Genomic DNA, 13,417 nt, shown 5'->3' on the forward strand with positions numbered 1-13,417 from the left:
CGTCCGACACGAGCCACGCCCCACCCGGACAGGTCGATCCCCCCTCGCCCGTCCGGCTCGCGGACCCGGTGCGCACCGCCACCGGGTCCACCCGGAGCGGCTTCCGCTCGCCTACACCGCCTCCGCCGTCCGCTCCGCCCCGGTCACCCGGTCCTCCTCCGGTCGGCGCGCGTCTCCCGCCACCGGCCCCGTCCTGCCGAGTTCGCCCGCCGGTCCTGTCCGGCCGGAGCGTGGTACCTCCGCCACGAACTCCGTACGTCCCGGTGCGCTCTCCACCTCGATCCGGCCTCCGTGCGCCGTCACCACCGCCGCCGCGACAGCCAGTCCGAGCCCCGAGCCGCCGCCCTCCGCACCACCGGACCGGGCGCGGGAGGTGTCCGCGCGGGTGAACGGTTCGAAGACCACCGGGAGGAGGTCGGACGGGATGCCGGGACCGTCGTCGCGGACGCGGACGACGGCATGGGTGGGGGTGGTCTCGACGGTGGCGACCACCGTCGTCCCCACGGGGGTGTGCCCGCGCGCGTTGGTCAGCAGGCGGGCCACCGCCTGACCCAGCCGTGCCTCGTCGCCGACCACCAGGGCGGGGGCGTCCGGCGGGAGTTCGAGCCGCCAGACGTGCCCGTCACCGGCGGCCCGCGCCGCCCACACCGCCTCGGTGACCAGGCAGGCGAGGTCCACCTCGGCCGACGGCAGCGGATGTCCCTCGTCGAGCCGGGCGAGCAGCAGAAGGTCCTCGACCAGCCCCGTCATCCGGGCCGATTCCGCCGTGACCCGCCGCCAGGCAAGCTCGGGAGCGACGCGGCCGGAGCCGTGGTTCATCAGCTCCGCGTAACCGGCGATGGCCGCGAGCGGCGTACGGAGTTCGTGACTGGCGTCGGCCAGGAACCGCCGCATCCGCTCCTCGCCGCGCCGTACCCGCTCCTCGGCCCGCGCCCGGTCGGCGTGCGCGGCCGCGGCCTGGTCGGCGAGGCGGTTCAGGGCGGCGCCGATCCGGGCGACCTCGCCGCCGGGCCCGGTGTCCCGCTCCGGCAGCCGTACCCGGGCGAGGTCGGTGGTCCGGCCGGTGCCGAGCGGTGTACGGGAGATCGCCTCGGCCGTGGCGGCGACGTGCCGCAGCGGGCGCAGCCGACGCCGTACGAGGATCCCGCACACGCCGCACGCCACGGCCAGCCCGGCCCCGGCGACCACGGCCTCCGCGGCCGCCAGATCGCCGAGACCGGCCAGCACCTCGTCCATGGGAAGGCCGGTCAGGAGGTGGATCCCCGCCCGGTCGAGGGCGAGGAGGCGGTAGGTGCCGAGTCCGGGCACCGTCCGGGTGTGCGCGGAGCCGTCGGCGGCGATGCTCCCGAGGGCGGCGCGCTGGACGCCGGTGAGGTCGCGCGGCCCCGCGCTCCCTCCGGTCCGGCCGACCTCGCCGTCCCGGTGGCCGTCGCCGGACCCGTCCTTGGCCCCGTCGCCGGGCCCGTCCGTGGAGCCGTCGCCGGGCCCGTCGAGCACCGCCGCGGACAGGATCTTCCCGTTCTCGTCGAGCCGGGCCGCGAGCAGGCCCGCCGGGCCGGCGGCGTCGCCGAGGAAGGAGAGGTCCGCGGTGAGTTCCGGGTGGCGTGCCGCGCCGTCCGCGCCCCACTCGGCGGCGTCCGTCACCCGGTCGTCGAGACGGCCCAGGACGTAGGCGCGTTGGACCATCACGGTGCCGACGGCCGGCACGACGCTCAGACCCACGAGCGCGGCGATGACGACGGTCAGCAGCCGCGTGCCCAGGGAACGGCCCCTCGGCGGCGGGTCCGGCACGGCGGTCATCTCCACCACTCCCCGCGCCGGGCGGCGTGGCCGGGGCGGCGGACGATCGGCCCGTGGGTACGGCCGGTGCGCGGCCCTGGGGTTCCAGTCATGTCCCGATCCTGTCCCGGTCCGCTGGGCGGACCCTGTGTCCAGGCTGAGGGTCGGTGATGACCCGGATGACCCGGATGCCCCGGGACGTGACCGGCAAAAGGCCGCACCCCCGTCATCGGGGATGCGGCCCTGGGCGGCGGCGGCCCGGGCCCGAGGGCTCGGGCCGCTGCCGGTTACTTGCGGATCAGGTTGCGCAGCACGTACTGCATGATGCCGCCGTTGCGGTAGTAGTCGGCCTCACCGGGGGTGTCGATGCGGACGACCGCGTCGAACTCGACGCCCGTGTCGGTGGTGACCTTGACCGTGCGCGGCGTGCTGCCGTCGTTGAGCGCGGTGACGCCGGAGACGGAGAAGGTCTCCTCGCCGGTCAGGCCGAGCGACTCGGCGGAGGCGCCCTCCGGGTACTGGAGCGGCAGCACGCCCATGCCGATGAGGTTGGAGCGGTGGATGCGCTCGTAGGACTCGGCGACGACGGCCTTGACGCCCAGCAGGGCCGTGCCCTTGGCCGCCCAGTCGCGGGACGAGCCGGAGCCGTACTCCTTACCGGCCAGGACGACCAGCGGGGTACCGGCGGCCTGGTAGTTCTGCGAGGCGTCGTAGATGAAGGAGACCGGTCCGCCGTCCTGCGTGAAGTCGCGGGTGTAGCCGCCCTCGGTGCCCGGCGCGATCTGGTTGCGCAGGCGGATGTTGGCGAACGTGCCGCGGATCATGACCTCGTGGTTGCCGCGGCGCGAGCCGTAGCTGTTGAAGTCGCGGCGCCCCACCCCGTGCTCGGTGAGGTACTTGCCCGCCGGGGTGTCGGCCTTGATGGCACCGGCAGGGGAGATGTGGTCGGTGGTGACCGAGTCGCCGAGCTTGGCCAGGACGCGCGCGCCGGCGATGTCCACGACCGGGGCCGGCTCCATGGTCATGCCCTCGAAGTACGGGGGCTTGCGGACGTAGGTCGACTCGGCGTCCCAGTCGAAGGTGTTGCCGGTCGGGATCGGCAGCGCCTGCCACTGGGCGTCGCCCGCGAACACGTCCTGGTAGGACTTGTTGAACATGTCCTCGCCGATGGCGCCCGCGACGACGTCGTTGACCTCGGCCTCGCTCGGCCAGATGTCCTTCAGGTGGACCGGGTTGCCGTCCTGGTCGGTGCCCAGGGCGTCGCGCGTGATGTCCACCTTCATGGAGCCCGCGAGGGCGTACGCGACGACCAGCGGCGGGGAGGCCAGGTAGTTCATCTTGACGTCGGGGTTGATCCGGCCCTCGAAGTTCCGGTTGCCGGACAGGACCGAGGTGACGGCGAGGTCGTGGTCGTTGACGGCCTTGGAGACCTCGTCCGGCAGCGGGCCGGAGTTGCCGATGCAGGTGGTGCAGCCGTAGCCGACGAGGTTGAAGCCGATCTTGTCCAGGTACGGGGTCAGGCCCGCCTTGTCGAAGTAGTCGGTGACGACCTTGGAGCCCGGCGCGAGGGTGGTCTTGACCCAGGGCTTGCGGGTCAGGCCCTTCTCGACCGCCTTCTTGGCCACCAGGGCGGCGGCGACCATGACGTACGGGTTGGAGGTGTTGGTGCAGGAGGTGATGGCCGCGACCGTGACCGCACCGTGGTCCAGGGTGTAGGTGGTGCCGTCGGGGGCGGTGACCTGGACCGGGTTGGACGGGGCGCCGTTGGGAGCGACCGCCGGGGAGTCGGAGGCCGGGAAGGACTCCTTGCCCGCCTCGTCGCCCGCCTCCACGTAGTTGAGCACGTCCGACTTGAACTGCTGGGCGGCGTTCGCGAGGACGATGCGGTCCTGCGGGCGCTTCGGTCCGGCGATCGACGGGACGACCGTCGACAGGTCCAGCTCCAGCTTCTCGGAGAAGTCGGGCTCGGCCTTCGGGTCCAGCCAGAGGCCCTGCTCCTTGGCGTACGCCTCGACCAGCGCGACCTGGTGGTCGCTGCGGCCGGTCAGCCGCAGGTAGTTAAGGGTCTCGTCGTCGATCGGGAAGATCGCGGCGGTGGAGCCGAACTCCGGGGACATGTTGCCGATGGTGGCGCGGTTGGCGAGGGAGGTGGCGGCGACGCCCTCACCGTAGAACTCGACGAACTTGCCGACGACGCCGTGCCTGCGCAGCATCTCGGTGATGGTGAGCACGAGGTCGGTGGCGGTGGTGCCGGGCCGGAGCTGGCCGGTCAGCTTGAAGCCGACGACGCGCGGGATGAGCATCGAGACGGGCTGGCCGAGCATGGCGGCCTCGGCCTCGATGCCGCCGACGCCCCAGCCGAGGACGCCGAGGCCGTTGACCATCGTGGTGTGCGAGTCGGTGCCGACCAGGGTGTCCGGGTACGCCTTGCCGTCGCGGACCATCACGACGCGGGCCAGGTGCTCGATGTTGACCTGGTGGACGATGCCGGTACCGGGCGGGACGACCTTGAACTCGTCGAACGCGGTCTGGCCCCAGCGCAGGAACTGGTAGCGCTCCTTGTTGCGGCCGTACTCCAGGTCGACGTTCACCTTGAAGGCGTCGTTGGTGCCGAACTTGTCGGCGATGACCGAGTGGTCGATGACCAGCTCGGCCGGGGCCAGCGGGTTGATCTTGGCGGCGTCGCCGCCCAGCTCCTTCACGGCTTCGCGCATGGTGGCGAGGTCCACGACGCACGGGACACCGGTGAAGTCCTGCATGATCACACGGGCCGGCGTGAACTGGATCTCCTGCGACGGCTGGGCCTGGGAGTCCCAGTTGCCGAGGGCGCGGATGTGGTCGGCGGTGATGTTCGCGCCGTCCTCGGTGCGGAGCAGGTTCTCCAGCAGGACCTTGAGGCTGTACGGCAGGCGGGCCGAGCCGTCCACCTTGTCCAGCCGGAAGATCTCGTACGACTCGTCGCCCACCTGCAGCGTGCTGCGGGCGTCGAAGCTGTTCGCCGACACGACAGTCTCCTTCATTGATGTGCGCGTACCACCACGATCCTGCCGCCACGGCCCGCGGGCCGTTCCGCTAAGGTAAGGCTAAGTTAGGCAGTCCTTACCGGGGTGGCGGCTGTGGTGCCCCTCGGCAGATATCTCGATGTCGAGATAACTCTAGTACATGGGGCCCGAATGGTCATGCCCGGACCGGCCGCCCGGCTTCGACCGAACCGGAGCGCGCCCCCGCTCCGGCACTCTCGGTGACGACATCACCACGGTAGACACCTGTCACACAGGCCGGACCCAGCGGGCGCACCGCCGACGGGCCGGCCCGAGCCGCAGGCCGAGCCTCCCGACGGTCGATGACCGACGGCCGGATGCGGCCACGCGTGCGACGTACGCATGCGATATACGGGCCCGGGGTCCAGGCCCGGCCCCCACCCCTCCATCCCGCCGCTGCCGAGCCGCCGACCACCCGGCATGAGCCCGGACGGGCCCCGACCGCGAGCCCGGACGGGCCCCGGCATCGACCGCGGCATCGGCCGTGCGTAGCCGTGAGCGCGACACGCCGAGGCCGATGCCCCGCCACAGCCACGCCCCCATCAGGCAATATCGCCACATAACACCTTTTATGCCAGCTGGTTACTCCCTGGACCGTCCCATCGCCGTACCCCCAGGGGCCACTGACGTCCCGTCACTCGAATGGACCCCCCAACGGGCACCATCTCATATCTGAGATAACCTCAACCCCATGGCAGACGACTACCTCGTACGCATCGGCAAGCTCATCCGTGACGCCCGGCAACACCGCGGCTGGACACAGACACAGCTCGCGGAGGCGCTCGGAACCAGCCAGAGCGCCGTCAACCGCATCGAGCGCGGCAACCAGAACATCAGCCTTGAGATGATTGCCCGCATCGGCGAAGCCCTGGACAGTGAGATCGTGTCGCTGGGGTACGCGGGCCCCATGCACCTCAGGGTGGTCGGCGGTCGTCGCCTGTCCGGCGCCATCGACGTGAAGACGAGCAAGAACGCCTGCGTCGCCCTGCTGTGCGCGTCGCTGCTGAACAAGGGGCGCACCCTGCTGCGCCGGGTGGCCCGGATCGAAGAGGTGTACCGCCTGCTGGAGGTGCTCAACTCCATCGGCGTACGGACCCGCTGGGTCAACGACGGGGTCGACCTGGAGATCGTGCCGCCGGCCGAGCTGGAGCTGGACGCCATCGACGCGGAGGCGGCCGTCCGCACCCGCTCCATCATCATGTTCCTCGGCCCGCTGCTGCACCGGATGGACGCCTTCAAGTTGCCGTACGCCGGCGGCTGTGACCTCGGTACGCGCACCATCGAACCGCACATGATCGCGCTGCGCCGGTTCGGTCTGGAAGTCGCCGCGACCGAGGGGCAGTACCACGCCACGGTGGACCGGGCCGTGCGCCCCGGCCGACCGATCGTCCTGACCGAGCGCGGGGACACGGTCACCGAGAACGCGCTGCTCGCCGCGGCCCGCTACGACGGCGTCACCACGATCCGCAACGCCTCCTCCAACTACATGGTCCAGGACCTGTGCTTCTTCCTGGAGACGCTGGGCGTACGGGTCGAGGGCATCGGCTCCACCACACTCACCGTGCACGGCGTGCCCGTCATCGACGTCGACGTGGACTACTCGCCCTCCGAGGACCCGGTCGAGGCGATGAGCCTGCTGGCCGCCGCCGTGGTCACCGAGTCGGAGCTGACCGTGCGCCGCGTGCCGATCGAGTTCCTGGAGATCGAACTCGCGGTCCTGGAGGAGATGGGCCTCGACCACGACCGCACCACGGAGTACGTCGCCGACAACGGCCGTACCCGCCTGGTGGACCTGACCGTGCGGCCCTCCAAGCTGGAGGCGCCGATCGACAAGATCCACCCGATGCCGTTCCCCGGCCTGAACATCGACAACGTCCCGTTCTTCGCGGCCATCGCGGCGGTCGCCCAGGGCCAGACGCTGATCCACGACTGGGTCTACGACAACCGTGCGATCTATCTCACGGACCTCAACCGCCTGGGCGGCCGACTTCAGTTGCTCGACCCGCACCGCGTCCTGGTCGAGGGTCCCACCCGCTGGCGCGCCGCCGAGATGATGTGCCCGCCCGCCCTCCGTCCGGCCGTGGTCGTCCTGCTGGCGATGATGGCCGCCGAGGGCACGTCCGTGCTGCGCAACGTCTACGTCATCAACCGCGGCTACGAGGACCTGGCGGAACGCCTCAACTCGATCGGGGCCCAGATCGAGACGTTCCGCGACATCTGACCGACGGAGGCCGCCGCACCCTGTTGAGCTGCACTGATGCGGTTCTGGAGGGGGTGCGGCGGCACCTCTGGGACTTCATGGCCCACGGCAGAGGCGGGCTGGAGCCCGGTCGGCAGCGGGAACGCCCCAGCGTATTTCCGCCTCGGAACAGGAGAGCTGGGGAGCGACACGCCCTCACGGCACAACCATCGAGGGTCCGAGATCACGGGGAGACTTCACCGCTCGGCGGGATCGGGCCGCGCGGACAGCTGGGACCCGTCGCGTGGCCTGCGGCGCAGCACCACTGTGCCCACGCAGGCGAGCGCGAACACCGCGGTCTCGTAGAGCAGTGTGTGGAAGAACGAGGTCGCCGCGTTGTGTCGCAGTGCCGCCGGACCGGCCTGGTGGACGACCAGGGGTTGGGAGGCGAAGAACACCACAGCACCGATGGTCAGCCCCAGCGACCCGGCGACCTGCTGAACCGTCGTCAACATGCCGGAGGCCGAGCCGGCGGCCGATGCCGGTACTTGAGCCAGTAGGACGGTGAACGCCGACGCGGTGAAGACTCCGAAGGCCGTACCGCCCACCAGCATCGGCGCGGCCAGCTCCCATGGTGTGGCCTGCGCTCCGGCGAACTGGACGATCAGCGCCAGGGCGGCCATCGCGACGGCCAGCGCGCCGGTGGCACAGACCAGCACGACAGTCCCGTACCGGCGGGCCAGCGATCCCGCGGCGCGGGAGCCGACAGCGGTCGCGACCGCGAAGGGCAACTGCGTGAGGCCCGCGACCAGTGCCGAGTGCCCGAAGCCGGCCTGGAGGTAGACCGAAAGCAGGAAGAAGAACGGCGGCACACCGGCGAAGAACGCCAGGACCACCAACAGGCCGAGGCGGACGGTGCGGTCGCCCAGCAGACGCAGGTGCAGCAACGGATCCAGACCCCGGCGTTCACGGCGGAACTGAGTCCAGGCGAACAGCGCCAGCACGACCACCGCCGCTCCCAGCGACTCCCAGGACCAGCCCGGCCAGCCCTGCTGCCGGCCCACGGCCAGCGGATAGATCAGCAGGGCGAGGCCGGCCACGACCAGCCCGACACCCACCGGGTCGAGCCGCTCGCGGACCTGCCGAACGCTGGGCGGGATCAGCCGGAAGGCGGCCATCGCGGCGAGACCGACGGGGATGTTGATGGCGAAGACCAGCCGCCAGTCGAGACCGGGCAGCCGCAGCGCGATCAGCAGCCCGGCCAGCACCGGACCCACCACGGTGGCCGTGCCGATGGCCGTGCCGTAGCTGCCGAAGACCTTGCCCCGGCTGCTCGGGGGGAACTCGACCTGGATGACGGACAGCACCTGGGGAGCCATCAGCCCGCTGCCCAGTCCCTGCACGACACGGGCGAGTACGAGGGTCGCGCTGTCCGGTGCGACGACGCAGGCCAGTGACGCGAGGGTGAAGACCGCCATTCCGGTGACGAACAGGCGCCGGTAGCCGTAGCGGTCACCGAGCCGGCCGGCGGTGATGAGCACACAGGCGTACGCCAGGGTGTAACCGGACGCCACCAACTCCACGGTGCCGGAGCCGGCGTGCAGATCGCGCTGTATCGAGGGCACCGCGACATTCACGATGGAGACGTCCAGGAACTGCATGAAGGTCGCACACAGCAGCACAGTCAGGGTGAGCTGCGGACGGGGCAGCCTGGCTGCCGGTGCGGGCGGCTGCTGTTCCTTTCCCCGCTCCCCGGCGACGGTCGACGCCATTGCAGATTTTCCTTTCTCATTGCCGCCGAGCGGCGGAGACACACGTAAGACACGGCGGAACACCGGTGGTGGCGGTGGCGGTGGCTCGACTTCGACGGACGCGGCGACGAACACTGCGGCACGGCGCCCGGACTTCGGGTTCTACACGTCACCACCGTGCATCCCGGGCCGGAAACTCTTCTGGTAGAGCGCCCGGTCCGGGTAGGAGCCGGCCAGGTCGTCTCCGTAGTCGACCAGCCGCGCATGCACCTCGCGACGCGACTCGTACTCCTGGGCCAGCAACGACTCCAGCTCGGGTCCGCCGCCGGCGGCGGACCGGGCGATGAGCCCGGCGAGCAGCGAGGCGTCCTCCAGGGTGTAGCTCATGCCCTGTCCGGTCATCGGGTGACAGCTGAACGCCGTGCCACCCAGCAGGGCCACGTTGCCCCGGTGGTAGTGCGCCGTGCGCAGCGCCTTGACGGGGGCGCGCAGGAATGTGGCGGGGTCCAGCGCGTCCAGCGCGTCGGCGCTGTCGGTGACAAAGCCGCGCAGCCGCTCGGTCAGCTTCTCCGTGCGCTCCTCGAAGACCGCGGCGTCCTCGTGCCGCGGCACCCCCACGAACACCCGTGCCTGCTCCGCGTCCACCGGGTAGAAGTAGGCGAACCAGCCGGTGGAGTCGAAGTACATCCGGTTGCGCTCGGCGATGCTGGGCGTGACCGGGATGGTGACCATCCGCACTTCGTGCTCGTATCCGTAGCTCTCCCGCTGGGCACCCACAAACGCCCGCACCGGTGAGTTCGGACCGCCGGCATCGACCACCGCCCGCGTGCTCAGCCTTCTGCCGTCGCTGAGAACCACAGCCGCGATACCCGCGAACTCCTCCCCGCCGGACTCGCCGTCCCGGTCAGCGGGGGGCCGGGACTCGACGGCGGCGATGGTCGTGCTGAAGGCGAACTCCACGTTCGGCAGGCGCTGGGCGCGTTCGACGATGGGAGTGACGATCTCCTGGTACGGCAGGATCAGGAAGTACCCGAGGCCGGTGTACTCGAGGTAGCTGTATTCGTGCAGCAGATCCCCGTCGTGGTAATAACTGATCGTGTCGCGCCGGAGCGCGCCTCGGCTCAGCAGTTCGGGCAGCAGTCCCTGCTCCGAGAGCAACCGGATACCCCGGGGCTTGAGGAAGTCCGCGCCGTGCGCCGCGATGCGCTCAGCGCGTTCCACCACCGTCACACGGAGTCCGCGCTGTCCCAGGAGCAGCGCCAGGAAGGAACCGCCGACGCCGGCTCCGACGATGACCACATCGCTGTGCAGCGTCCCGTTGTCGGACGTGTCCCTGGCGGTGGCAAACGCCGGTCTGGATTCGCCGCGGGTGTTCATGGTGCCGGACGGGGCCAGGCCGTTGGTCATTTCGCGGATCCCTTCAGGTAACGGCCCGGAGAGATCACGCCGCGCGGGTCGAACAGTTGCTTGAGATCCGCCAGCGGCGCGATCAGGGCGTTTCGCCTGAGTGCCAGCTCGGTGCCCATGTGGTCGATGTTGGAGCGGTATGCCGGAAAGCCCTCGTCGGCGAACTGCGCCCGGATCTCGTCACGCAGGGCGTGGGCCCGGGCAGTGGACTCCGGGGTCCTGCTGAACGCTATCTGGACGACCATGTTGGCGATGTGCGGGGAGACGATGTTGAATTCGGCCGTCAGTGCCGTCGTGTGCCTGTCGACCGCCCGGCGCAGGATGTCCACCGCGCGCACCATGTGTTCCCGGTCAAGGGGCACCAGAGGCAGGAACATGAGCCACGCCAGCTCGGTGTCCTCCACCTCACAGTTCGGCACACCCAGACCGCGCCGCAGCGAAGCGCAGGTGGGGATGCCGAGTGCCATCCGTGCCCGGAAGTACAACGCGTCGTCTTCCTCGACGGTCGCGGCGTCCACGCTCCGGAAGGACACCACGTCCGGAACCGACTCCAGCGCTTCCTGTATCAGACGTCGGCTGAGCTGCACGGTCTCCTTCCGCCCCAGCAGCGGCACCGTCATGGAGAGCAGCCCGGAGTCCGGGGTGTCGGGCAGTGCGTGGGGGCCGGCCGGCACGACCGAGCCCCGCAGCCGCAGCAGTCCGTCCGTCGGCAGTCCGGCGCGGCCCAGCCGCACCACGGCGTCGGCGACGTCGGGGAACGCCTCGGGCCGGAAAGAGGCGTACACCAGCTCCGTGGTCTCCGGCCGGCGGACCAGGCTGACCACCATCGCGGTGACCACGCCCAGATTGGACTCCACGAAGGCGGCGGTGAGATCGGGGCCGGCGACCCTGCCGTGGTACTGGCTGTGCCCGTCCAGACCGCCGGTGGTCAGCAGCTCACCGTTGCCCAACACCGCCTCGACGGCGAGGGTGTCCTGGACTCGGGAGCGGATGATGCCGTCTCCGCGTTCGAGGGCGTTGCCCACCATGCTGGTGTCCGCGCAGGAGGAAGTGACGTTGAGTACCCACTCGGAACCCTCAAGGGCCTTTGCGAGTTGAGCCTGCGTCACACCCGGTTCGATCACCGCGTACCCGTGGTCCAGGTCCAGTTCGCGGATACGGGTCATCGCGCTCAGATCGAGCACGGTGCATCCTTCGACCACCGGAAACCGTGAACCCATACCCCAGTTGGCACCAGTGCTCAGCGGGTACAACCGCGCACCGATCTGCGTCGCGGCACGCACCACGTCCTGGACCTGTTCGACAGAGTCCACCGACACAGTGGCCACTACCTCACGCGGACGGTGGCCGCCGATGTCACCCGGATGGATGTCATGGTCGACCTTCAGTACCCGGCCGGCTTCAAAGAGCTTCTGCCACAGTTCCCTTGCCGAGGCTTTACCTGCTGCGGCCATGCCATTTTTATCCAACGCTCTCACCTGTCGAAGTCGCCATGTTTATGATCCCCGTTTTCACGCATCCCCCAGCGCGATCAAAATTTGTCGCACGCCAATTGACGGGCACATATGTGTGCGGCGTGGGGCGCGCCACAGTGAGGTTGTTTCCACTTTTTACGCGAGACCGCGGACCGGGTTTTTGGGCGCGGCACGCTCACGGCGTGCCCAGCGGCCGACCCGGCGGTGCCGGCGCTCGATCAGGGCGGGTCGAATCCGACCGTGACGATCTCCGTAGAATTCCTGTCCTGTTCGACGTAGCCATTCAAGCCGATGTCCGGCACGGGATATCCAGGGAATGGTGCCAGCAGCAGCCACCGACCCGCCGTCCTGCTACAGGTCCTCGCAGATCGCGACGGCGACACCTATTCCGCGTATGCGTACGGCAGTCGACTCGTTGCCGGGAACGACATTCCGATTGCTCGTCGAGGACGCCGTGATCGGGCACGCTTCGACGAAAGACCCAGGCAGGGCCGCACCCTCGACCGGGCGGTCGGGTAACACCGTTTCAGGCAGAGCGACGACGTACGCGCCTCGCTCGGCGGCACGCCGCACTCTTCGAGGATGAGGTCCGCGTTGCCGGCCAGGTCCCCGACGGTTACGCCGACCTGGCCGAGTGCAATACGAATGTGGGCCATGCCTGGAGGCTGACGGCCATGGATGAACAACTGGGGTTGATCAGGTTCATGACGAGTATCGTATTCAGAAATAGGTGCACTGTACATAGCCTGGCTGTCGGACCATCGGCACCGCCACTCACTTCTGACCGGGCGTCAGCCGCTGCCGCCGCCGAACCACGCTGAACAGAACGGGAGTTGCCCGCCGCCGACGCGCCCACCGTCCGGCCGCCGCGGTGGTCACCCCGGAGGCGGCACTCGGACCGGCCGGCACCCGGGCACGTCGCACGACACGGCCGTACCGCCCGCCGTACCCCGGCTACCGCCGTACCCGGCCATTCCGCCGTACCCGACCGGCGGCCCCGGCCACCGGCGTGCTGGTGCTGTCCCAGCACATCGAACGCACCTACGCCGCCCAGTTGCGGCCCCGGACGCCACGGACTCCCCCGGCTGCCGGATCCGTCCGGCCCGGTGCGCCGGCCGGTTTCGTGGTGGCCGCGGGGGCGGCTGGGTCCCGGCCACCACGACACCGGCGGTCACTTCGCGGTGAGGGTCACGTCCTGGTGCCCGGTGGCGTGGAAGTACGGCACCGGCAGGCCGCCCTGCGGGCGCAGTTCCAGGAGGGTGGCCTCGACGCGGGCGGCCCCGGGGGCGAGCTGTTCCGACGACACCTTGCTGGAGTTCGCCCAGCGGTGTTCGGCACCGTCGCACTGGGCCAGGGTGCCGCCGACGCCGTACCGGACCGAATCGGACTTCTGACTGACCGAGGAACTGACGAACACCTGTCCGGTGCCCTTGTTGCAGCGATAGGTGCCGGTGAGGAAGACGGTGCCGTCCGTCGCGACCCGGCCGGTCTTGTCGACGGTGACGGTCTCGATCGGGTCGTCGGCCGCGGTCGCCGGTGCGACCACGCCGAGCAGCAGCGCGGCGGCACCGGCGGCCGTGCCGAGCACGGGGCGTACGAGCATGGGGTATCTCCCGGAATCATGGGGGTGGGCGGGGGTCACGCCAGGTACTTACCGGCTGGCCCGAGCCCGGTCCGTGACCGTCACCCCATCGGTGGCGCGTCATGACCGTCAGGGAGCGGTCAGGGAGCGGTCGGGGAGTTGTCCGCGTGTTGTCACATCTCGCGACGAGCCGTTCCGGGGCG

At 70.2% G+C, this 13,417-nt stretch carries 7 protein-coding genes; 1 reads left to right on the forward strand and 6 read right to left on the reverse strand.

Annotation, left to right across the window (positions count from 1 at the left end; genetic code table 11):
- Positions 1-111: 111 nt before the first annotated feature.
- Together ACFY2B_RS11110 and acnA are read right to left on the reverse strand one after the other, a co-directional pair.
- Positions 112-1,800: a sensor histidine kinase gene (locus ACFY2B_RS11110; RefSeq protein WP_390762859.1), complete on the reverse strand. Its 1,689-nt coding sequence runs from the start codon at positions 1,798-1,800 to the stop codon at positions 112-114.
- A gap of 266 nt (positions 1,801-2,066) precedes the next feature.
- Complete coding sequence (acnA, locus tag ACFY2B_RS11115) at positions 2,067-4,784, reverse strand: aconitate hydratase AcnA (RefSeq protein WP_390762860.1); 2,718 nt, start codon at positions 4,782-4,784, stop codon at positions 2,067-2,069.
- A gap of 727 nt (positions 4,785-5,511) precedes the next feature.
- On the opposite strand from acnA, the gene ACFY2B_RS11120 reads away from it, so the two are divergent.
- Positions 5,512-7,041 (forward strand): helix-turn-helix domain-containing protein, encoded by a 1,530-nt coding sequence (locus ACFY2B_RS11120; RefSeq protein WP_390762861.1) that lies wholly within the window; start codon positions 5,512-5,514, stop codon positions 7,039-7,041.
- A gap of 215 nt (positions 7,042-7,256) precedes the next feature.
- On the opposite strand, the gene ACFY2B_RS11125 is transcribed toward ACFY2B_RS11120, so the two are convergent.
- The 4 genes from ACFY2B_RS11125 to ACFY2B_RS11140 form a co-directional block, all read right to left on the reverse strand.
- Positions 7,257-8,771, reverse strand: coding sequence for an MFS transporter (locus ACFY2B_RS11125; protein WP_390762862.1), 1,515 nt, complete (start codon positions 8,769-8,771; stop codon positions 7,257-7,259).
- A 141-nt stretch (positions 8,772-8,912) separates the two neighbouring features.
- Positions 8,913-10,157 (reverse strand): FAD-dependent oxidoreductase, encoded by a 1,245-nt coding sequence (locus ACFY2B_RS11130; protein ID WP_390762863.1) that lies wholly within the window; start codon positions 10,155-10,157, stop codon positions 8,913-8,915.
- A complete protein-coding gene (locus ACFY2B_RS11135; protein WP_390762864.1) occupies positions 10,154-11,611 on the reverse strand; it encodes an FAD-binding oxidoreductase in 1,458 nt (485 codons plus the stop codon). Before ACFY2B_RS11135 ends, ACFY2B_RS11130 begins: the two co-directional genes overlap by 4 nt.
- 1,192 nt (positions 11,612-12,803) lie before the next feature.
- The gene (locus ACFY2B_RS11140; RefSeq protein WP_390762865.1) at positions 12,804-13,235 is read right to left on the reverse strand and encodes a DUF6299 family protein; all 432 of its coding nucleotides are present in this window, start codon (positions 13,233-13,235) and stop codon (positions 12,804-12,806) included.
- Between the last annotated feature and the right edge of the window lie 182 nt (positions 13,236-13,417).

Source organism: Streptomyces sp. NPDC001270, assembly GCF_042896695.1.
GTDB lineage: Bacteria > Actinomycetota > Actinomycetes > Streptomycetales > Streptomycetaceae > Streptomyces.